Source organism: Psychrobacter sp. NC44, assembly GCF_904846655.1.
In the GTDB taxonomy this organism is placed as follows: Bacteria; Pseudomonadota; Gammaproteobacteria; order Pseudomonadales; family Moraxellaceae; genus Psychrobacter.
In genome coordinates this window covers 230,139-253,361 of record NZ_CAJHBN010000003.1, presented here as the reverse complement: position 1 = coordinate 253,361, position 23,223 = coordinate 230,139, and the positions used below count along the sequence as shown (strand labels likewise).

The following is a 23,223-nucleotide window of genomic DNA, read 5'->3' as shown; positions in this document are numbered from 1 at the left end:
CCATACTATTTTGACGGATACAGTGACAAGTCTTTGCCCTTACATTACTATGTCGTCACTAACATCCGATATTGATGCAGAATAATAAGGCATAATATTATCCCTTGTTATGAAAGCGCCACAGCAAAGCTCCATCGCTGTCTATTACGGCAGCGTATGTGCTATTCGGCGCAGCTTCTATATGTTGATATAAAGACATAAAGGCTGCCTGAATAAATGTATGAACAGTTATATGGTCGATTACACCAGTAATGGTGTAGATATTATTGACGTCACTTAGGTAGCATTATGCACTAAGAGGCTGTCTTGTCAGCAGATTGGTAGGTATCGTACGGTTTATGCAGCAGTCACCTCATTCCCCACAGTCTCAGTCCGTATCTATGCCAGCTGTCGATTCTGCTGCCCAGCTGTCGAATTTACAGCAGACTTATACTGTGATTCCACGCGTCCGTCCTGATACGCCTTTGCTGGATAGCATTGCAGCGCCAGCTGATCTTAATACTCTGACAACTGCTCAACTTATCACCTTGGCTGATGAGCTGCGGCTATTTCTATTGTATTCAGCAGGTCAAAGCGGTGGGCATTTTGGTGCCAATTTGGGCGTGGTTGAATTGACCATTGCGCTGCATTACCTATTAGATACGCCGCAAGATCAAATCGTTTGGGACGTGGGTCATCAAGCCTATGCTCATAAAGTATTGACGGGTCGCCGTGATCAGTTGGCGACGATTCGCTCAAAAGATGGTTTGACTGCTTTTCCTGAGCGTGCAGAATCCGTTTACGATACCTTTGGCGTTGGTCATTCATCGACGTCAATCTCAGCTGGTCTAGGCATGAGCTTAGCACTGCGTTATCAAGGTCGCGCGCAAACAGTAGCTTGTATCATTGGTGATGGTGCAATGACCGGTGGTATGGCGTTTGAAGCGATGAATGATGCGGTGCAACAAGATGCGGATTTATTGGTCATTTTAAATGACAATGACATGTCGATCTCTTGTTCTATCGGTGGTTTTTCACGGCATTTAGCGATGCTGTGGGAGTCAGGATATCAGGTTGATATCTCTGATGCAGGCGAGCCAGTACTATGCCAACGCCCTGATATGCAAGGCTTTGATCGCCGTAAGCGTCACAAAGAGATGCGTGATGTGCCGCAGTTAGAAGACAATTTATTTAAAGCGATTGGTTTTACCTACTTTGGTCCGTTTGATGGTCACAATATCCCTGAGCTACTGCGGGTATTGTCACTTGCCAAGCAGATAAAAGGGCCTGTTTTAGTCCATATTTATACCACCAAAGGCAAAGGTTTTGCCCCAGCTGAGTTAGATCCCGTCGGCTATCATGCTATCAGCAAGCTTCCTGTCGAAGTCAAGAATGATACTCAGGCTGTCGCCACAGAAAAATCACTGTCCAACACCAAACCTGCGTTAAAATACTCGCAAGTGTTTGGGCAATTCTTATGTGACAAAGCAACCGCAGACGATAAGCTGCTTGCCGTCACACCTGCTATGGAAGAAGGCTCGGGGATGATTGATTTTGCCCGTCAATTTCCGGAGCGGTTTTTTGATGTAGCCATCGCTGAGCAACACGCAGTCACACTGGCTGCTGGTATGGCAACCCAAGGCGTCAAACCGATTGTGGCGATTTATTCGACGTTTTTGCAACGTGGTTATGATCAGCTGATTCATGATGTGGCTTTGCAAAACCTTGATGTGATGTTTGCTATTGACCGAGCAGGTTTAGTCGGTGAAGACGGTGCAACGCATGCAGGCGTATTCGATTTTGCCTTTTTACGCTGCGTGCCCAATATGCTGATCGCCGCGCCAAAAGACGAAAACGAATGCTACCATTTGCTCAATACGTGCTATGAATATCAAGGCTGCACGGCAGTACGCTATCCGCGTGGTGTCGGTACTGGCGCAGTTATCGCATCGCCAGCACAGACTTATAACGTTGGCGAGGCAGTGATAGAGTCGGTATTAGGTAGTGAGGATGCGCCTAAAAAGCTGGCGCTACTCGTATTTGGTACCATGGTTGCGACGGCTCAGCAAGCGGCAGAAAGCTTAATTGACAATGATATAGAATCAGATTGTCAGGTACATGTCATTAATATGCGCTGGGTAAAACCTTTAGACACGGCATTATTAGAAAAGTTGTTAGAGCAAGGTATTACACACATTGCGACTTTGGAAGAGCACATGATTATGGGCGGCGCGGGCAGTGCAGTAAATGAGTATTTGCTTAACGAATCACCAGCCTTTAAAGATAACCGTCCTGCCGTTATTAATATCGGCATTCCAGATCGCTTTGTCGCCCATGGCTCACAAGCAGAGCAAATGGCTGATTGTGGTTTAGATGTTAATGGTGTGGTAAGGCAGCTTGAAAAGTTGCTGTTGTAAGTTATACCTTTGAACATTTTTAAGATTTTTAGCTGTCATTTGGACAGAGTATTGGTTAAATAGATAAAAGCTCGATCGATAGAGCGAACGCCTACTTAGTCGTAGGTGCTGACTTTTTTACAACTTACGCAGTTTGTGATGACCACCAAAATTTGGGTTGGTTTGGCGAACGTCATGGTTTTTTTCGTTTTTTATCGAACAATTTTAGTATAATGCGATCATCGCTTTTAAATGGCGCATTTTTTTAATCGTATAAATACAGTGTGATGCAGCGGCTGATTGGCATGTTGTGGGCACAGAGCTCGTCTTATTTTTGACATTCATTCATCAAGCAAATAGGTTATTTATGGAACCCATGGTCGTCATCGCAGCACGTACTGCTGAAAAAGTTGGTAAAGAGATTTTATATGCGCATCAAAACCGCCATAAAATTGAATTGGATATTGAGTCAAAAGGGCTTGATGGATTGGTTACGCGTATTGATCGCTTTAGCGAAGAGCTGACGATTGAAACCCTAAAAGCCAGCTATCCAAATCACTCGTACTTGGGTGAAGAGTTTGGTATGCAAGAAGGTCGCGGTGAAGATGCAGACTGGTGCTGGATTATTGATCCGCTAGATGGCACCAAAAACTTCGTCCATGGTGTGCCGCAGTTTTGTGTGTCTATCGCCGTACAGCATAAAGGCGTAACCCAACATGGCGTGATCTATGATCCTGTCCGTGATGAGATGTTCTCTGCTAGCCGTGGTAAAGGCGCGCGCTTGAACAATCGCCGCATGCAAGTGAGCGAGCGCAAAACGATTGATGGTGGTCTATTTACCACTGGTCATCCGCTTGAGCGTAAACGCAATGGCGAAGTCATCTCTTATGCCAAGCAGCATTTTGAAAGCTTGCAAAAGATCTCTGAAGCAGGCGGTCAAGTTCGTCGTCTAGGCTCAGCTGCGCTTGATTTATGTTATGTCGCTGCCGGTCGTTTTGATGGCTATTTTGAGATGTCAATTAAGCCTTGGGATATCGCGGCAGGTGAGCTTATCGTGACCGAAGCACGTGGCGTGGTGGTTGACCATACAGGCGCACACAACTCAATGACTTCAGGCTCTATTTTCGCCTGTAACATTAAGTTATTGAAGCCATTGATGCAAGTGGTTGTTCCAACGTGGGGTGACGCATTTTAAGCACCACTTAAGCGTAATTATTAAGACAAATTAAAACAAAAAAGCTGGTTCCATTATGGAGCCAGCTTTTTTGTTTTACCATTAACTTTATAGCTACTTTTATCTTCAACCGTAATGCCTTGGAACTTAAGCGCTTTACTGGTAGTTTCCAACAGTTGCAACTCTTCTTCAATAAGCGTCAGCATTTCTTGTACATGCGGCAGTGCTTTACTACAAGCCGTAATCCCAAATTCAATCTTATCTAGATAACTAGCAAGGGTGATATTCATTGCTTGACCATTGAAGACAATAGACGCAGGGTACAACGATTGCAAACGTGCACCATTCCAATATAGTGGTTTTTCAGAACCAGGCACATTAGAGATAATCAGGTTAAACGCCTGCTTTTTGGGAAATAGACTGGTCGCTAAGTTGATACCTTCCCAAGCATAGGCAATCACGCTGTAGTTAATCACTTGGGCTTGATTCATGCGTCGAAAGCGGCGTTTGCCGTTATTCATACTGCGATGAATCAGTTTGATTCGGCTCAAGGGATCATCTAAATGCGTGCCCAAATTGGCCAGTACAAAGGATAATTGATTGCCTGCCACACTGTCATCTGTACGCAGCGACATCGGTACAAAAGCAATGAGTGGCTTGCTAGGCAGCGCATCCATGGAGATGAGATAACGACGAATAGCACCCGCACATACCGCTAGTACCACATCATTTTTACTGATATTTAGTCGCTCAGCAATATCGTTAAAACGCTGAATATCATAAGACTGCGCGGCTATACGCCGTGATGCTGAGATGCGTTTATTGAGCACACTCATCGGCGCATCAAAAGTACCGACATAACTGTCATCACCATAATTTTTCAAATTATCCAGCAGTTCGGTAAATACAGGTTTAATAGTAGATATTTGCTCTTTAATGATGCGTAATGCGGAGCGCTCTTTGGGTAAAATCGCATCGACTTGATTGCGATGGCGTGCCATTAATGACCAAATCGGTAGCGTTACTGGCTCAGTGGGCGATTGCGATAATGATTTTTTGACAAGGCGCATGGCAGCAATGCCATCAACCAATGAATGGTGAATTTTGAAGTATAGGGCAAAACGCTCAGGGTCGCCTTCGTTTTCTGGTTGAATACCCTCAATCACATGACATTCCCACAATGGCATGGCACGATCCAACAGCCGACCATGTTCTCTTGAAACATACATCAACAACTCGCGAACCCGTGCAGGCTTTGGTAAGGCAACATGATGCAAGTGATGCTCAACATCAAAATGCTTGTCCTTTTTCCAAAAAGCCAAATGCTCAAGCACTTGGTTAAAAGGAAAGGTAGGCGACACATCAGAATCTTGCATCTGTTTGACCAATTGGCAAACAAAGCCGCTACCCGCATTCTCTGGCAATTCGAATAGGAATAGACCTCCAACATGCATGGGCTGTTTACGCGACTCAAGAAGTAAAAACAACTGGTCGACTGCTGTGAGAAGCCGCATAATAAATCCTTTTATGACGATAAGTTGAGTAAAAGTTACTTCTTTTATTATTATTTTATAGCTGACTTTTTATTAAATACTATCAATTTAATAATGGTCATTAAATTTAAAAGCTATTGAAAAAAGTATCCTGTTTGCGGTGAGCTGGCAGTCGCCATTTTACGCATTGGCATACGACCCGCCAAGAACGCCGCGCGCCCTGCCCAGATGGCATGCTTCATGGCATGGGCCATCATGACTGGGTTTTGCGCATTGGCAATCGCCGAATTCATCAGGACGCCATCACAGCCAAGCTCCATAGCCAGCGCTGCATCAGAGGCCGTGCCAACGCCTGCATCGACCAATACCGGTACTTTGGCATTTTCGATAATAAGGCTGAGGGTGTGACGATTCAGCAAACCAAGACCTGAACCAATCAAGCTACCAAGTGGCATAATTGCCACACAGCCCATACTTTCTAATTCTTGAGCGACGATAGGGTCGTCTGAGGTATAAACCATCACCTCAAAGCCATCATCAATCAATACTTTGGCAGCTTTTAGCGTTTCCATCACATTCGGATAGAGGGTTTTTTCATCGCCCAATACTTCAAGCTTAACCAGATTATGCCCGCCTAACAGCTCGCGAGCAAGCTTACAGGTACGAATGGCAGTCTCGGCATCGAAACAACCAGCAGTGTTGGGTAAGATGGTGTATTTATCGGGGGAAATCACATCAAGTAGATTGGGCTCATTGCTGTTTTGTCCAATATTAGTACGACGAATAGCAACGGTGACAATCTCTGCTGCCGACGCGCCAATGGCGGCGCCCGTTTCAGTCATATCTTTATACTTGCCCGTACCGACCAACAGACGAGAAGAAAAAGTACGACTCCCGACCGTAAAAGTGTCTTGTAAAAGGGGCGTCGGATGAGTAGCAGTGCTTGTGTTCTCTGACATAACTGAAAATCCTAATGGCGAGTAAAACAAAATGCTATTATAACAAAATCATGCAATCTTACTTGCAGTCTTTTTTGGTTTAGCCAGTTAAGCATAATACGTTTGCCACGCTTTGACACGAGTTTCTTTCTGAGTTTATCTTTATCTATCAGGTCGCTTTTATGATGCAACTGCCGTACAGTTTTGCGAAACGCCATCAAATTTTGGCCATACTTGCCATTGATCCTGAGCTGCCAGCGACTTTGGTGCTGACCAAAGCCACGCCATTATCAGCGATTAATGAGGCAGTGCGATTTTTACAGCAGCAAGGTGTACGCGGTGTGCCCACTTATGAAAGCATCAGCGCCGATGACTTTGAAAAGCGCATGAACGCCGCTTATGCAGGCAATACTGGTGAGTCGCAACATATTGCCGCTGGGCTCGAAGACCATCCTGATCTCGATAGTTTGGCAGACAGTGTCCCTGAAACTGAAGATTTGATGGATCAACAAGATGATGCACCTATCATTCGTCTCATCAATGCGTTGTTGTCCGAAGCGATACGTTTAAACGCCTCAGATATCCATATTGAAACCTTTGAAAAACGCTTGGTCGTTCGCTTTCGCGTTGACGGTGAATTAAAAGAAATTATTACGCCAAAACGCCAATTAGCGCCATTATTGGTATCGCGTATTAAGGTCATGGCCAAGCTCGATATTGCCGAAAAACGCGTGCCACAAGATGGACGTATCAGCTTACGGCTGGCAGGGCGTGAGGTTGATGTGCGGGTATCGACATTGCCATCGAGTTTTGGTGAACGCGTGGTCATGCGTCTATTAGATAAGCAAGCAGGTCGCCTGAATATGACGTATTTAGGGCTGTCTGATAACGATTATAGCGAGCTCAAGCGCTTGATTCATCGCCCACACGGCATTATTTTGGTGACAGGGCCGACAGGTTCAGGGAAAACCACGACGTTATATTCAGCATTGACCGATCTCAATGACCAAACCCGTAATATCTTGACCGCTGAAGATCCGATTGAGTTTCAGCTCGATGGCATTGGGCAAACGCAGGTTAATAATAAAGTCGATATGACTTTTGCCAAAAGTTTACGTGCAATGTTACGCCAAGATCCAGACGTGGTGATGGTTGGTGAGATTCGCGATTTAGAAACGGCAGAGATTGCCGTACAAGCGTCGCTTACTGGACATTTGGTTTTATCAACTTTACACACCAACACCGCCATTGGTGCCGTCACGCGTCTGCAAGATATGGGTGTTGAGCCATTTTTATTATCGTCATCACTGATTGGTGTCGTCGCCCAGCGCTTGGTGCGTACATTATGTACACATTGTCATGGCTGGCAAGTGGCTGATAGCGAACAGGCTAAGTTATTTACTGAAATTGGTATTGTGCCAGTCTCAGAGAATGGCGCTAAAGTTTTGACAAGTAAACCTATCAATTTACCCAAACCAGTTGGCTGTGATAAATGCAATCAATCAGGATTTAAAGGACGGACGGCGATATACGAAGTGGTGCCCGTTGATGATACCTTGCGCCGTATGATTCATAGTAATACCGCCGAGTATGAGCTAGAGGAGTACGCACGTCAGCAGACAGCGTCGATTCGTGCGGATGGGTTGCATAAAGTCATTGCAGGTCGTACGACGTTAGAGGAAGTGCTACGAGTGACGAAAGAGAGTGCCTTAGCTGATGACACGATACTTGTATAAAATATTTAAGGTGTGTTGGTGATTGTTCAACGTACCTCAGCCAAAGGGTTTGTATAGCAGATAAAAGATAACTGGCTATGGTAGCCAGTTATTTGATGGTCATTCTTTACTGCTTTGAATACTTTAGTGTTTTGAATACTTCAGTGCTTTTAATAATTTAACGTGTGACATCGCTATTATTTTGCAGCGATGCATTCAACTTCAACGCTGGCACCAGCAGCCAATTCAGCGACGCCAAAGGCTGAACGTACCGGATAAGGTTTGGCCAATTCCGCTTTATAGACTTTATTAAAATCGTCAAAGTCATCCATGTCTGTCAGCATAGCCATACATTTGACGATGTCTGATTTTTGATAGCCATATTTTAACAAGGTTTCATTGATATTATCCAATGCTTGCTTGGCTTCGGCTTTGACACCACCTTTGACCAATTTGCCATCTTTAAAACCAATTTGTCCAGACATGTATAGCGTATCGCCCACCCGTACTGCTTCTGAAAAAGGATAATTACCGCCATCACCAAGAAACACAGGGCTAGATTTAGTCACACTTGCGGTATTTGCCATTGGCGCCGCATTTGCTGTCATGGTAAGGCCTAGTGAGCACGCGCCCACGAGCAACGCCTTAGTTAAATGGGCAGTCAATTTATGGGTAATCTTGGACATCGCTGTCTCCTTATTATACGTTTTTTTCACAATTTTTTTAAATGCACTATACAAGTTTAACAAACATAATGTCTCATCACACTAGATGACACATTATGTCTTACTTATGCTTAACCAGTTATTGGTCGTTTTGCTCAGCTTCGACTTCTGTTTTAGATTCAGTGTCAGCTTCTAGCGGCTTGTCGCTGGTCTTGCCCTGACGGCGCGCTTCTAACTCAGACTTAGGTATCCAAGCCCATGTCATCTCAACCACGATAGGGTCACGATCACTGTCAGATTCACGGTCATGAATGACGCACGGAATTACCATTTCGCCTTTTGGTGTATTTAGGATATCTAAGCGCTGCTCATCCGATAAAGATGCCACTGCTGCAATTTGACCTTTTTTAATCGGGCGATAAAAATTAACCGAGTACGATTTAATCAATAGTACGCGGTCAGAGGGTAGGTTTAAACCCAGAATAAAACCGGTTGCTGTTTCGGCAAGTAAGGTAATGGCGACCGCATGAATAGAGCCAATATGATTTTGCACCGCTTTGGTGTTGTTTAAGCTCACGACGACTTGGTTGGGTTCGACCGTTTCATAATAGACGCCCGTTGTGCCCACATATGGCACCACTTTACCAAAGGCTTTGGATAAGATGCTCGAACGTGCGCTGGCAGGTAAGTATTTGGTGATAGATAACAGTTTGGTAAATTGATTGCTGATGGGCTTGAGCGTGCTGTTGGGTTTTTCGACGGGCGATCTTGTGCTGTCAGAGGTTTTGGCTGGCAATTTATTGGTTAGCTTGCTAGGGAGTTTTTTTAATAATCCTGACATACAAAATTCCTTAATGTAGATAGATTAAATGATGCTTTGAGTGTTACATATTTCATCATAGCAGCTGATAGGATGCCTATTGTGCAAGCTGCCATGCTCACTATGGTACATTAACCGCCGTCTGCCTACTATTATTAGCATGAACTGCTGCGCTTATAAAATAGGGCTAACGTCATGATACTCTAGATGCTAGGAATGCTATCGCTCAAAGCACTATCGTATCACTCAGATGCTTTCATAAACAGTGCTGCTGGATGCCATAAAGACAGCCACGCTATAATGATGACATTTTAGTGTATCTTATTGATTATTTTTCTTATTTCCTTTTTCTATGCTGGATGAAGCTATGCCTGACACGTCAATTCATGTGCCGACCAATATCATTTATACAGGCGTTACTGGTACGGGGAAAACCTATCGACTGTTACAAATTGCTAAGCGATATACCGACTATCTGCCGAGAGCCGATGAGGCAGATTTGTTGGGGCAGCTATTGCAAGAGCTTAGCTGGCGTGAAATCGTATGCTTGGTACTTTTGGATTTCCAATCTAAACACCAAGACCTGGTAAAAGTGCCTGAAATCGTCAATCATGCGTTCTTTGTCGCGAAAGCGGCGCAGAATGCACGCGAAAAAAACTTAAGCAATACGGCTTGGTCTGTCCTTCAAATGCATAGCCCTACCAATTCAAAAACTGTGACTTATAAAAACCGTGCCAGCCAAGCCTATTTTGATAAAGATGAGGGTGGTGCGTGGTATTTGCTGCCAGAAAGCTTTGAGTTATTAACAGAGCTATCGCAGCAACTTGCCGAATTTCAGCAAGCGCAGCGTGATAACAGTGTCAACCAAAGCCAAGATAACCCAAATCAAGGTTTTAGCCAGCAGCGTTTTACCATGGTCAGCTTCCATCAAGCCTATGGCTATGAAGAGTTTGTCGAAGGCATTCGTCCTGTCATGGCAGCGTCTAATCATACAATGAATAGCTCATCTCAAATGAATTACGCCATTCAGGATGGTGCATTCTTAAAACTGTGTCAAAGGGCAGCAAATGATCCAGAGCAGCGTTATGCCATCTTAATTGATGAGATCAATCGCGCCAACGTGTCACGAGTATTTGGCGAGTTACTCAGTCTAATTGAGCCAGACAAACGGGCTGGCATGGCAAACGCGATGACCGTTCATTTGGCCTATTCTGGACGGGCTTTTAGCATCCCTGCCAATATCGATATTTATGCCACGATGAACACCCAAGATCACTCGTTAGCACCACTTGATATGGCATTACGTCGGCGCTTTCGTTTTATCGAATGTCCACCGCAACCAGAATTATTACCCATTATTCATGTACCCCAAAACTCAGAAACTGACAGTCCAGCGGCGATGGTAGATTTGGCAAAGCTCTTAGCTGGTTTGAACAATCGCATCACGCAAACATTGGGAATGGAGGCGCAATTGGGTCATGCTTTTTTATGGTCAGTGACGGATCTTGGACAATTGCAAGCGGTGTTGGTTGAACAAATTATTCCGCAGTTAATGCAAGCGACGGGTGGGCAAGAGGGTACTTTGCAATATATCTTTAGAGACGAGCAGCAGCCACTGCGAGCGCGGTTTATTCATGATAGCCACGCATCGATCAATAACAGTGTGAATGACCAAGTGAATGCTAGTAGTCAAAATCCGCTGTTTACTGGTCAAAATGCATTTTTCGGTCAGTCTATGAGCACAGCTGGCTATAAGATAAATGCCGACCTCATTGCGGGGATAGGTGAATTTGCCAAACCCTCTGTCTATCAACGTTTATATCCATAAGGTACTCAGCGTTGATAAATAAAAGTTTCAATCATAAAGTCATAGCCAATAATATTGACAGTGCTAACGTTAATGCGCTTGATGCCAATACCATCACTGTGTTTGAACACCAGCGTCTAACAGCGCATGATTTCTTACGGGTATCTGATTTCCATTGGTTGATGGCGCAAGAGTTTGCGGTCTTTAGCATTAAGCGCAGACAGGGACAATGGCAATTAAAAGTCGGACATTATATAGGGGTTATTTTACTGCCCAGCGGCATGACGCTTGAGATATTACCCAAACTCGCGGCAAAAACTTCTAGCGATCAAGTCGCGCAGCAATCATACCTTTCACAGAATGCCAGTCATCGCCCCGATATCGGGCAAACTCGCCAATGGGTGCAGGACATGCTATCGGATTTGACCAATAGCAGTCATGCCAAAAACAAGCTACCCCATACAAAAAATCTAGGTCAACTTAGCAGTCAATTGTCGCCGCTATCGATAGCTGTACTGCCATTGTCAGATTGGCTTATCACGCAGTTTTTGCAGCGGCTGGTACATTATCGACCAAGCAAACACTATCAGACGCAGGTCGATAATCAAGCATCGCTACAAGGTCGACTGCTCATCAAAGAACAATTGCGCCACAACAGCATGCAGCCGCATAAGTTTGTCTGTGAGAGCAGTATACTGAGCCAAGACATGCTAGGTAATCGGCTGATTAAGAGCACGTTGGTTTTGATGACACCTTTATTTTTTCAATCAACGCTATCGAAAGCAGCTGCGCCTAAATTTTTGCAGGCTTGGCAGCGAGTAGCGGCGTTGAGTTATCAAGAGCTGACACAGTTAGAGTCGATATACGAGCAAGCAAAGCGTCAGTTAGCCGTGCAACCGCTTCGAGCACCGCAATTACAAGCTGCTCAGCAGTTGTTAGATATGGCTTATTGGTTACTAAGGCAGTCCAATGTGGCAACAGGTAATGGTATTGCGCCAAATAAACCATTCAAGCAAAATCTGTCGTCTCCGCGTTTATGCTTGCTGATTGATATGAATCAAGCCTTTGAACAATGGGCAAGTATGCGCATTGCCTCGATGTTTCAGCAAGTGAGTCAACAATATCAGCCGTTATATCAAACGCAAAGTATCTGGCTAACGGATGCAGAAGGGCGCGCATGTTTGTCCATACGGCCTGATTTGCTCATATATAAAACTGATGCTGATGATAATTGTCAAAATCAGAGTAGCACTGCGGTTATTGAAGCTAGAGAAAAAGGTCACTATAGCCATGTCATCGATATTAAATGGAAATATTTATCACAGACAGCCAGCATTAGTGCCAGCGATGCTTATCAATTGATGAGTTACGCTCAGCCCTATCAAGCAGGGCAGGTGTGGCTGGTTTATCCAGTACAAGATAATGAGCGGTTGCCAGTTGCGCTCAGCCAACAAGTGCATGATTATAAAAAGACTGATGGCGCTAACAACCATGATAATAGCCATAATGCTACTGATGAAAAAGTGAGTCCTGCGCCATTGTGGCTCGTACCATTCAATGTTCTTACTGGTACGATAAACGGCAGCTTGCTTCCTGATAGGAATAGAGTATAATGAGCGCTGTCGATGAGTAAGTAGTACTTAGCATCGTGGAGAAAAGAATTTATCATAGTGGTTTTTATGATAAATGAGCGTTTTTTAAGTAATTTAGCAGTTTTTTTAAATTAATTAAAAATAGGTGTTGACACCATCGGCTTTTCCCCTTAATATGTGCACCTCGATAGCAAGGAACGTTAACAAGTTAGTGGTATTGTCAACAACGAGTTAATCAACAAACTATCGTGATAATAGAAATTTCGGAGTGTGGCGCAGTTTGGTAGCGCATCTGGTTTGGGACCAGAGGGTCGTAGGTTCGAATCCTATCACTCCGACCATCTATTTTTAAGAGCCTTACAGGCTTTTTTTTATGTATAATGGTTTAGTTTTAGATTTATTTAAAACTTGCTTTAGTATATAAAAGTCCTCTAAGAGCGCCTGTAGCTCAGCTGGATAGAGCATCTCCCTTCTAAGGAGGTGGCCGCAGGTTCGAATCCTGCCAGGCGCACCATTTAGCCTGCAAATCTTGCCTCATTAGGCAATAGTTATGGCGGTTGTAGCTCAGTTGGTAGAGCCCCGGGTTGTGATCTCGGTTGTCGTGGGTTCGAGTCCCATCAGTCGCCCCATATTTTATTCTGCATTATCCTCTCCTTGTTATACCTCATTATAAAAACCTTATTCTAAATAATAATACTTGCCATGTTTGGCTTTTTTTTGTGCCTGTATGATTGGTTTTAACCTATCTTACCTTCTGCGATTAAAATTTGTAGACTTATCAGCCCTTTGATTGTCTATTGATTTACTGGCCTTTTGTCTCATTTATTTTTATTATGGGTTCTCTTTTGAGATGCTCGTTACCTCTGTACGTGCCTTAAACCTGCTTTGTTATTCTTTAACTGCCTTTATATAGGATAACGAAATATAGAATAACAAAGGCAACGCTTTTAGTGATGCATCATGATAAGGTCTTAAAGCCCGTTGATATATTAGGTCATCCATTAAGAAGTGATCCATTGAAGATGATACGAGTGTTAAGAAAACCAAAGGTCAGTTAAAAAATATATTGAATAGATTAAGTAAGCCTAAGACCGTAGTAGGGATGTGAGTGCTTGTCTGAGATGCGCTGCTATGGATCTTATATTATTGAGGAAGTGATTGATGGACGCATTGAGCGTATTGCTACAAAACGTGCATTTGTTTGAAACCAAGTATTATCGTTTGAATGGGACTGGTAATTGGTCTTATTCCATCACTAGACAAGATACGATTTTGTTTTATTTAGTGATGTCTGGGAGCTTTTGCATCGATGTCGGCAATGGTTTGCGACAGGCGCACGCAGGCGATATGATTATGATTCCCAGTGCTCATAAGCATGTGAGCTATGCCTTAGATCATAATGGTGACGATGCGCTACCGCTAGATGAGTTGCTGACTCATTGTAAGGAAAACACCCTTGATATCGATGGCAACGGTGATCCTAACTCGTCTTTGATATTGATTGAATGCAAGTATGATAAAGAAATGATACGTCCTTTGTTGTCTGTGCTGCCTGCGATTTTGCCTGAAATCAACGATGAGTCTGACGGTAGGTTTGAGGTCATTGATGTCGAGATTAAGCTGCTGACCTTAGAAGCCGAGCGTGAGCGCATGGGCAAGACCGCAATCATCAATCATTGGGCAAGTATTATGATGATTGAATGTTTGCGGGTTTATATTGAAAGTTTGCCTGAGGCCACAGAAAATTGGCTAAAAGCCATGAAAGACCCGTTTTTGACCAAGGCGTTAGCAGCGATGCATCAAGCGCCCAATCAAAACTGGACCATTCATAAGCTGGCTGAAGTCGCAGGAATGTCACGCTCAAGCTTTGCGCAGCGCTTTAAAGATACAGTTGGTATGCCGCCGTTGACCTATCTCATTGATTATCGCTTGCGCTTGGCGGCCCGTTATCTACGCTTGCAGCAAAACAGTATTGGCCGTATCAGTGAGTTGGTTGGCTATGCGTCAGACTCGACCTTTAGTCAAGCATTTAAGCGCGTTTATGGAGTATCACCAAAAGCCTATCGCCAACAATATCAACAAGAAAACATCGCATAACGTATCGTTAATACACCATAAAAGCGTTAAGGTTGCCATTAGGCCCTTAACGCTTTTTTGTTTTCTCATAGCGAAGTATGAGACTTTTATGAAGATATTTCGTCTATGGTTGACAGGTATTGATAGGGAGTATTTTGACGATGGACAGCTGACAATGTGCTTGTGTTCAGGTACTATGGAATAATGAGTCATCTAGGCGCAAACGCTTGTTTTTAGCGTAAGATATGTCACTGTATGGTGGTCAGATCGTTTGTTCTAAATGATATTTATTTTTGCTGCTGATGGTATGTTATGACTGAACCGACCGCAAAGCCACGCGCAGGAGCCAATAGCCAACAAGGCTCAGCTGTGTCCGCTAAAAAACAAAGCGATATGAATCCAAGCAATGTCAAGCATGGTCAAAAAGACAAGGCGGGTGCAACACCTGACAAAGCGATGTTATTGGCACTGTTTACGCTGACAGATATTGAAGAGGTAGGTGTTAAAGAGGTCGTTAAAGGCGCAGCTGATGAGTTGTCTAATACCCATAGCACGGTGCAACAGCCTGCTGCTAGCGAGATGAATATTGCCGAGCAGCGTGTGGCACTGTATCGTACCCAGCATGAGCGTACGCGATTATTATATATGGCATCCGCTGCCACGCGACCTACTTATTTGGTACAAACGCTCAAATCACAATTCGCAGAACATCAGCAATACTTGCTGGCACAGCAGCTTGATAAACGCGGCTTGATGGATACCGATGGATTAGAGCGTCTTTGGCAGCAGCTGCATGTGGTCGATGACATTATCGCTGATATTGTCCGTCATATGCCAGCTCAGCAGCCAGCAGGTTGGCAACTGACTACTCAAGATGGGCGAAATCCGCTATGCTTTGCCACCGTTGGCAAATTAAAGAACAGTAAGCCTATTCGTGATCAAGGCAGTCTAAATAGCTATGTACTTGGGCACTTCGGTGTGAGTAGTTTTACCTATGACCGCGGCTATTATATTGGACATGTCGTTGGCTACTTATTCAGCTGTTATTTTTGTGCCCATCTATCTATTAGCTATGGTGTTACGGCACTTGGTTCGCAGGTTATAGCTGATTACGATTATGCCAGTCTTGAGACGCCATACATGGTTAGACTGCTACAAGGGCTGGATGGCTACTGTAAAAAACGTATTTATCAGTTGGCAGTTATCTGTGCACGATTGAGTGTCTTTGCCAGTGACAAGCGTATCGAGAGAATGCTCATTGCTGAGGTCAACGACTTCGATAAAAAACTGCAGCAGCAGCACTTAGATGTTTTGTTATTGCAAGGTTTGATGCCAGACAGTAGCGATTCTACGCCGCTTTTTTAAGCCATTAAATCTCGATAGACCTCCTTTATAAGTCCTTGTTTATTACCTTTTCTTATTGACCACTTTAGGATATTCGCTGCTATGCCCGCTTATCATTATAAAGCGTTAGATGACCATGGCAGTGTGCAAAAAGGCTTGCTCGAAGGTGATTCTGCTCGACAAGTTCGCCAGCAGCTGCGTGATAAACAATGGACGCCCGTTGAAGTCAGTGCCGTCAATGATAGACAAAACCAGAATAAAAACCGCTATAAAAAACCGTCTGCTTACGAGTTGGCATTGCTGACCCGTCAATTGTCGGTATTATTGGCAGCGGGTATTCCGTTAGAGGAAACGCTTGCCGCCGTCGCCAAACAATCACCAAAAACCCATATTAAATCTCTCATGCTTGCCGTGCGCTCGCATGTATTAGAGGGTTTGAGCTTGGCGCGAGCATTGCAGCAAGCCGCCAGTTTTCCACCACTATATATCGCGACCATTGCGGCAGGAGAAAAGTCAGGTCACTTGGATTTAATCTTGAACCAGTTGGCAGATTACACCGAAAACCGCTTTGCATTGCAAAAGAAAATCCAAGGCGCGATGGTTTATCCGATTGTGCTGATGGTGATGGCAGTCGGCGTGATCATGGGCTTGATGAGTTTTGTGGTGCCCAAAATTGTCAAAGTGTTTGAGCAATCTGAGCAAGCGCTACCGCTCATTACCCAAATTGTTCTTAGCCTATCTAACCTCATTACACAGTGGTGGTGGCTGATGCTGCTAGTATTGGCCGGAACGGCGTTTTTGTTTTATCGTTTCGCGCAGACGCAAGCGGGTAAGTTAGCGATAGACAGCATCGTGCTAAGACTACCGATATTGGCGCGGTTATCAAAAGGGCTGAATGCAGCACGTTTTGCCAGTACATTGGCGATATTGGTACGCTCAGGGGTGCCGTTGATTGAGGCATTGCATATTGGTGCGGCGGTGACGACCAATTTACACATTCAAAAAACCATCATCACTGCGGCTGATAGGGTGACGGAAGGCTCAAGCTTATCGAGTCAATTAGAAAAGTCCAGTTACTTTCCGCCGATGATGGTGCAAATGATTAAAAGTGGTGAAAACTCAGGCGAGCTCGAAAATATGCTCAGCCGCGCCGCCAATATGCAGGAAGCGGAAGCCACTAACTTTATCAGTACCCTATTATCGCTACTTGAGCCGTTGATGCTAGTGCTGATGGGCGTGGTAGTCATGATTATCGTAATGGCAGTGATGCTGCCGATTGTCAATATGAATGATCTGGCAGGATAATGAGCACTTAAGCCTTCTGAGCTTGTGTGCCTCCCGCTCACATTTCTATTGTAGCCATCTTACTAAATATTACGCTAGCTTTCTTAAGATTTGCTTACTGTTGTAGATTGTTGACTGAGTCACGTTTTTATTAGGGTAAAGCCAGCCATCAAGCTATAGTAAGCGTCAGTCAAAAGTTATCCTTATAAATATTACTCGTCATGCTGTGGTTCAATCTGTGGTTCAATATTGATGCTTATAAAAGTCAAGGTTCATAACAATCTACTTGCGATGCTAGGGCGTTTCCTTATTTTAAAAATTGTGATAAAAATGAGATAAATTGCCGTCAAACAAGGAAAGTAGCGCAAATAATATCGAGATATTAACAAGCTATTTGACGATGTTTGGCAAAATTTAGCTGTTTTTAGCCCATTTAGAAAGTAAACGATTGAATTGAGGACACGCCCTAGATAAAAATAAAATCATGGTTTATAGTGATAATCGTTTCAGTGCTCATTAATACGCCGATCATTAATGTTACTTGAACGCCACTTTTCCTATTTACATCACCCTGATGCCAAAAGCGATGATAAAAGCGATGACTATAATTGACAAAATTCAAGTAACTACTATGCCAACAAGTGCTATGAGTGCCAACAAACCAGCTCCTATGAGAGCCAACAAGCCACTGCCTATCCGTAATAACCAGTCTGGATTTACTCTGATCGAGATCATGGTCGTGATTGTAATCTTGGCAATTCTTGCAGGCTTAGTTGTCCCGAAAGTGGTGGGACAAAGTGATAAAGCTCGCGTCAAGACCACTGAAACAGCGCTTGCTACAGTATCCAACGCCCTTGATATGTATAAGATTGATAATTCGCGCTATCCGACTACCGCACAAGGTTTAGAAGCATTAACCACACCGCCAGCAGAGGCCAAAAACTACCCAGATGGTGGTTATATCAAAGGCGGCTATCCAACAGATGGCTGGGAAAACGAGATGCAATATGTCGCCCCAGGCAGTGAAGGTCGTCCTTATGATTTATTCTCGCTGGGTGCAGATGGTCAGCAAGGCGGCGAAGGTCAAGATGCTGATCTTTATGCCCAATTATAAGTACTAGCTTGATGAGCAGTTAAAATATGGGTAGCTAACGATCCCTTACTCCATAGTATATTTATTGGTGACGGTCGCTCTAATGCTCTTAAATATCAACCAATAAGACCTTATTGGTTGATATTTTTATATCAGTAAATAAATGGCGTGGCATTCCATAGATAATGTCAAACCATCCATTTTTCCAACAAGCTATACGTTTGATACCAGTCATATCGCCCCGCTCATTTGTCATTAAAATCAGCCAGTAGAGGTCATTACTCATGTTTACCAACAAACTCAATTTACAAGGCGCCATTACAAATAAACGAGTCTCTAAGTTGTCTCACGCACTTGCAATCATGAGTACTTCATTGATGATAGGGTTGTCGATGGCATCTATGAGCGCTCAAGCTGCAGGTTTGGGCGAGTTATTTGCTAATAACGGTGCCGAAAAATCGAAGTTTTTGCCTGTCGATAAAGCGTTTCAAGTTATCAGCAGCACTAAGGCCACGTCTAAGGGCACGCGCTTATCTATTAATTTTGATATTACGCCAGGTCATTATGTCTATAAAGATCAGCTTACTCTCAGTTTTCCTAAAGGCGTGAGTGCAACCCCTTTTACTTTTAGTCAGTCGCCGGTCTCCATTGACGACCCAACCTTTGGTAAGGTTCCCGTTTTTACCCAAAAAAATATGGTAGCAACCACGACTCTGACTACTAACAATGGTAAAGGCGCAAAAAATGCACCGATTATCATTGGCTGGCAAGGCTGTGCAAAAGCTGGGCTGTGCTATCCGCCAGAGAAAATCAAAACCACGGTTGATATCGCCGTGACACGCAAATAGACCACAAGCCGATCGACTCAAATATTGGTAATAAATAGCATATTAGGTAATAAATAGGTAGCTCTTCATGTCCATCAAGACAATAGAAAAAAAACCATCGCTAACGGTACATCGCTCGTCCAAAAAATCTTATCTACTAGCATTTGCGGTCTCTAGTAGCTCGTTGTTTACAGGACTGGCTGCGATGCCCATGATGACTCATGCGGCAGGGCTGGGTGATTTATTTAGCAGTGATAAAAGTGCGGCACAGACGAAGTTTTTACCAGTCGACAAAGCCTTCCAAGTCAGCGATAGCAGTAAAGCTACCAATAATGGCACGCGCTTAGCCATTAATTTTGACATTACGCCTGAGCATTATGTTTATAAAGCCCAAATCAAACTGACGTTGCCAGCTGGCGTGACCGCTGCGCCTTTTACCTTTAGTCAAAAGCCAGTGTCAATCGATGATCCGACATTCGGAAAAGTACTGGTGTTTGACCAAGCGAATATGGTGGCTACGACGACCTTGAGCAGTAGTAGTGGTAAAAGCGTCAACGATGCCGCCGTGGTGATTGGCTGGCAAGGTTGTGCCAAAGCAGGACTATGCTATCCACCCGAAAAAATTAAAACGACAATTGATATCGCTGCTGCAACGCCACAAATTCCAGGAAATAGCGCCAGTACTTCTACTCAAGAAGCTGCTAACAACAACAGTCTGACAGGTAATGACAATACCGCCGAGTCAAGTGCAACGGTTGCCGATAGTCTTGCAGCAGAGCAAGCGCTGACTGATGATGGGGTGATTGATTATGCCTTGTTGGATGATGAGGCTTTAGATGGAGAGCTTGGCGCTACCAATACGATTTCTGGCGCAGATGAACAAGGCGTCGATGGCACTGCGACAAGTGAAGTGCCAGCAACAACCAATAATACTGTTGCTGGAGCTAATGCCACTGATAGCGATCCTTTTGGTCTGGCTTCTCATCCTTGGTTGGCATTGGTATTATTGTTTTTAGCAGGGCTGGGTTTGGCATTGACACCATGCGTACTACCAATGTTGCCAATCGTTGCCAATATCGTTGCCCGTGAGGAAAACCCAACGGTGAAACGCGGTGTTATTCTCACCACCAGTTACGCTATTGGCGTGGCAACAGCTTATGGTATTTTGGGCGCAGTTATCGCCGTGTTTGGTGAATCATTAGGCATTATCGGCTGGCTACAAAACCCCATTATCCTGATTGGTTTTGCGATTGTTTTTGTCCTGCTTGCACTATATATGCTGGGTGTGTTTAGTATCCGCTTACCAAGATTTATTAGTAATAAAATGCAAGGCTTGAGTCAAGCAGGGGATAGCAAGCTGGGCAGTACGGGCGGTAGTTTAATCGCGGGTTTCTTATCTGCGCTCGTAGTATCTCCTTGTGTTTCTGCGCCATTGTTTGGGGCACTGCTTGCCGTATCGACGATTGGTAGTCCACTACTGGGTTTTGCGGCTTTATTTATGTTGGGTTTTGGTTTATCCGCACCGCTTATCTTAATTGGTGCCACCCAAGGTAAAATTATGCCGAAGGCGGGCGCGTGGATGAACTGGGTTAAGCAAGGTTTTGCCTTATTACTCTTTGCCGTTGCTTTATTATTAATTGAGCGCGTCTTTATCTCACCCGTGATGCTAATGGTATGGGCATTATGGTTTATGGTTGTAGCGATGTGGGCATGGAGTTGGTTGGGTAAAGGTCGTATGCTGACCCAAGCATTGGGGTTAATCGCTGGTATTTGGGCAACATGTTTAGTCATCGGCGCGGCGTTGGGTAACGATGATAGCTTGCATCCGCTGGCATCTTTGAGTGCTGCTCCGATGATGCAGACGACTGGTCAGCCAGCCATGAGTAATACAACAGATAAAACCGTCACAACGCTGACTGAATTAGATGCCATTATCGCCGCTAACCCTAAAGTGCTTGTCGATGTCACTGCTGAATGGTGTATCGAGTGCCGTATTATGGATAAAAACTTATTTCATAATCGTCCAGCGCAGATGCAGGATTGGCAGTTGGTGAGACTGGATATAACAGAAACTACTGACGATTCTAAAGCAATCTTAGCGCGCTATAAATTGTTTGGCCCGCCAGCATTGCTGTATTATCAAGACGGTCAGTTGACCAATCAACAAGTAGGTGAGATTGATCGTCCAGAATTTGAGCAAACGTTGACGATGCTTAATAACTGATACTTAATAAAATGAATAAGTCTTTTCTAAAGGCTTAACAATACAAAAGAGCCAATGTACTATTCATACAGTACGTTGGCTCTTCTATTTTTACCAATGGTTACTTATCATCCTGACGCTAAGCATTTGGTTTAGCGTTGATTATTGATATTTACATTGGTATAGGGCAGCGATAAGGCTAGTATAGTACACACATTTTCATTACAATAAAGCAACAATGCTGAAGGCGCATTACTCGTTGTAATTGCTGACTTCTATGTCTGAATGTCATTGGGTTTATTTTAGCGATGACGCTAATGGTCATACTCATTATCTTATATACTCTGCTGGCGATAATGTCAGTTAGATAAAGGACACTTATGTTTTCCCATATCACCGCACAGCGCCGCCCTATGCCTCTTATTACCGCGCGCAAAAACACTTTATTTCAGACAAGAAAGCATTATTTGAATATTGCTGTTGGTCTAGCGTTAACCTGCTTGACCGTGCAAGTCCAAGCTGCCGATAAAACTCAGAGCGATAATGAGTTACCAGTACCGGAGGCAGCGTTTGAGTTTGAAGATTATCAGGTGTCACAGGATGCCAATACAGCTGCGCAAGATCGCCAAGTAGTCAGTAAAGAATTTATCGCTCAGCAAGCAAAATTGTTTTTTGAATGTACCCAAGTACAGACCAGTGCCGCACGTTTGGCTTGCTTTGACAAAGTAGCCGAAGAAGGTAAAACACCGAGCTACACCACAACTAAGCAGCCAGTAGATTTGGCAAAAACCTTTCAAAGTACGCTTTCAGGTAATCCGCAAGTTGTCTTTGTAGAAGAAAAGTCTACCATTGCTGGTGCTAATAATGCCGCTACTGACTCAGTTGCGCGCGCACCTGCTACTAATGAAGGTTTAGACACCGTTGGGCTAACGCAAAGAGAAGCACAAGTTTTAGAAAATGTTGGTGTCACTCAAACAGATATCGAAAAATATACACCGCTTAGTTTATCCTATGATCTCGATAAAAACAGTGAGCGTGGAACTTGGACCGTCAGACCATACCGACCAACCTATGTATTGCCAGTATTTTATACCTTTGACCCTAACCTAGATCCAAGCACGCCGTCACAGGAAACTGAGTCCTTTTCTTCTAATGACATACGCAATACTGAACTAAAATTTCAGTTGTCTTTGAAGACCAAAGTTGCCGAAGACTTATTCGATACCAGTGCTGATTTGTGGTTTGGTTATACCCAAGAGTCACATTGGCAAGTTTATAACGAAGACAACTCGCGACCATTCCGTGCCACCGACTATCAGCCTGAAATATTTTTGACTCAGCCAGTGACAGCAGATTTACCTTTTGGTGGTCGTCTTCGTATGCTTGGTGCTGGTGCCATTCATCATTCTAATGGACAAGACGATCCGTTATCACGCTCATGGAACCGTGCTTATCTCATGGCAGGGGCAGAGTGGGGTAAGCTATCAATCGTACCGCGCCTGTGGGCTCGAGTGAATAGTGAAAGCAGCAGCAGTGAAGACAATCCAGATATCGAGGACTACATGGGTTATGGTGATATCAAATTCTTATATGATTTGCCTGATCAACAGAGCCTGAGCGGTACATTGCGCTACAATCCAAGCACCAATAAAGGGGCGGCGCAAGTCGATTATATTTATCCATTATCAGAAAATGTTAATGGCTTTGTGCAGGTTTTCCAAGGCTATGGCGAATCCATCATCGATTACAACCACGAAAATACCTCTATTGGCTTTGGTATCGTACTGAATGATTGGAAAGGTTTCTAATATCAGCGC

Annotated in this window: 17 protein-coding genes and 3 tRNA genes; 15 read left to right on the top strand and 5 right to left on the bottom strand. The window is 44.1% G+C overall.

The genetic code is table 11. The features are described 5' to 3' along the window. The first annotated feature begins 338 nt into the window (after positions 1-338). Both dxs and JMX95_RS03665 read left to right on the top strand, forming a co-directional pair. Positions 339-2,396: a 1-deoxy-D-xylulose-5-phosphate synthase gene (gene dxs, locus JMX95_RS03670; RefSeq protein WP_201552589.1), complete on the top strand. Its 2,058-nt coding sequence runs from the start codon at positions 339-341 to the stop codon at positions 2,394-2,396. A gap of 346 nt (positions 2,397-2,742) precedes the next feature. After that, complete coding sequence (locus JMX95_RS03665; RefSeq protein WP_045452546.1) at positions 2,743-3,570, top strand: inositol monophosphatase family protein; 828 nt, start codon at positions 2,743-2,745, stop codon at positions 3,568-3,570. Between the two features lie 53 nt (positions 3,571-3,623). Here JMX95_RS03665 and JMX95_RS03660 read toward each other — a convergent pair whose 3' ends face one another. Together JMX95_RS03660 and JMX95_RS03655 are read right to left on the bottom strand one after the other, a co-directional pair. After that, positions 3,624-5,063: a WS/DGAT/MGAT family O-acyltransferase gene (locus tag JMX95_RS03660; RefSeq protein ID WP_109591211.1), complete on the bottom strand. Its 1,440-nt coding sequence runs from the start codon at positions 5,061-5,063 to the stop codon at positions 3,624-3,626. 113 nt (positions 5,064-5,176) lie between these two features. Continuing rightward, positions 5,177-6,001: a thiazole synthase gene (locus tag JMX95_RS03655; protein ID WP_087814573.1), complete on the bottom strand. Its 825-nt coding sequence runs from the start codon at positions 5,999-6,001 to the stop codon at positions 5,177-5,179. Between the two features lie 161 nt (positions 6,002-6,162). Between JMX95_RS03655 and gspE the strand changes: the two genes are divergently transcribed. Then, positions 6,163-7,716, top strand: a complete 1,554-nt coding sequence (gene gspE, locus JMX95_RS03650) for a type II secretion system ATPase GspE (RefSeq protein ID WP_201552590.1) — start codon at positions 6,163-6,165, stop codon at positions 7,714-7,716. 176 nt (positions 7,717-7,892) lie between these two features. Here gspE and JMX95_RS03645 read toward each other — a convergent pair whose 3' ends face one another. Together JMX95_RS03645 and JMX95_RS03640 are read right to left on the bottom strand one after the other, a co-directional pair. Further along, positions 7,893-8,381: a RidA family protein gene (locus tag JMX95_RS03645; protein WP_201552591.1), complete on the bottom strand. Its 489-nt coding sequence runs from the start codon at positions 8,379-8,381 to the stop codon at positions 7,893-7,895. A 118-nt stretch (positions 8,382-8,499) separates the two neighbouring features. Beyond that, entirely contained in the window at positions 8,500-9,201 is a 702-nt protein-coding gene (locus tag JMX95_RS03640) for a DUF4442 domain-containing protein (protein ID WP_198329573.1), read from the bottom strand. A 346-nt stretch (positions 9,202-9,547) separates the two neighbouring features. Here JMX95_RS03640 and JMX95_RS03635 point away from each other — a divergent pair, with 346 nt between their 5' ends. From JMX95_RS03635 to gspG, 9 genes are all read left to right on the top strand, one after another. Next, positions 9,548-11,008 carry an McrB family protein gene (locus tag JMX95_RS03635; RefSeq protein ID WP_201552592.1) on the top strand — a complete coding sequence of 487 codons (1,461 nt, stop codon included), beginning with the start codon at positions 9,548-9,550 and terminating at the stop codon, positions 11,006-11,008. Positions 11,009-11,019: 11 nt separating this feature from the next. Then, positions 11,020-12,600, top strand: a complete 1,581-nt coding sequence (locus JMX95_RS03630) for an McrC family protein (protein WP_201552594.1) — start codon at positions 11,020-11,022, stop codon at positions 12,598-12,600. Between the two features lie 243 nt (positions 12,601-12,843). After that, positions 12,844-12,920: transfer RNA gene (locus JMX95_RS03625), tRNA-Pro, on the top strand. Positions 12,921-13,016: 96 nt separating this feature from the next. After that, positions 13,017-13,093 (top strand) — tRNA-Arg (locus JMX95_RS03620). 39 nt (positions 13,094-13,132) lie between these two features. Further along, positions 13,133-13,208: transfer RNA gene (locus JMX95_RS03615), tRNA-His, on the top strand. A gap of 532 nt (positions 13,209-13,740) precedes the next feature. Beyond that, complete coding sequence (locus JMX95_RS03610) at positions 13,741-14,676, top strand: AraC family transcriptional regulator (protein WP_045452534.1); 936 nt, start codon at positions 13,741-13,743, stop codon at positions 14,674-14,676. Between the two features lie 291 nt (positions 14,677-14,967). Beyond that, entirely contained in the window at positions 14,968-16,020 is a 1,053-nt protein-coding gene (locus tag JMX95_RS03605) for a hypothetical protein (RefSeq protein ID WP_109591219.1), read from the top strand. 81 nt (positions 16,021-16,101) lie between these two features. After that, positions 16,102-17,304 carry a type II secretion system inner membrane protein GspF gene (gene gspF, locus JMX95_RS03600; RefSeq protein ID WP_109591221.1) on the top strand — a complete coding sequence of 401 codons (1,203 nt, stop codon included), beginning with the start codon at positions 16,102-16,104 and terminating at the stop codon, positions 17,302-17,304. A gap of 625 nt (positions 17,305-17,929) precedes the next feature. Then, positions 17,930-18,397 (top strand): type II secretion system major pseudopilin GspG, encoded by a 468-nt coding sequence (gene gspG, locus JMX95_RS03595; protein WP_406947497.1) that lies wholly within the window; start codon positions 17,930-17,932, stop codon positions 18,395-18,397. Between the two features lie 88 nt (positions 18,398-18,485). Here the strand turns inward: gspG and JMX95_RS03590 are convergent, their stop codons facing one another. After that, entirely contained in the window at positions 18,486-18,662 is a 177-nt protein-coding gene (locus JMX95_RS03590; RefSeq protein WP_201560018.1) for a hypothetical protein, read from the bottom strand. Between JMX95_RS03590 and JMX95_RS03585 the strand changes: the two genes are divergently transcribed. From JMX95_RS03585 to JMX95_RS03575, 3 genes are all read left to right on the top strand, one after another. Beyond that, positions 18,661-19,224 carry a protein-disulfide reductase DsbD domain-containing protein gene (locus JMX95_RS03585; protein WP_201552598.1) on the top strand — a complete coding sequence of 188 codons (564 nt, stop codon included), beginning with the start codon at positions 18,661-18,663 and terminating at the stop codon, positions 19,222-19,224. The two genes, JMX95_RS03590 and JMX95_RS03585, sit on opposite strands and share 2 nt — an antisense overlap. A gap of 67 nt (positions 19,225-19,291) precedes the next feature. After that, positions 19,292-21,427, top strand: a complete 2,136-nt coding sequence (locus JMX95_RS03580) for a protein-disulfide reductase DsbD domain-containing protein (protein ID WP_201560017.1) — start codon at positions 19,292-19,294, stop codon at positions 21,425-21,427. Between the two features lie 359 nt (positions 21,428-21,786). Continuing rightward, positions 21,787-23,214: a phospholipase A gene (locus tag JMX95_RS03575; protein ID WP_201560016.1), complete on the top strand. Its 1,428-nt coding sequence runs from the start codon at positions 21,787-21,789 to the stop codon at positions 23,212-23,214. Positions 23,215-23,223: the final 9 nt, after the last annotated feature.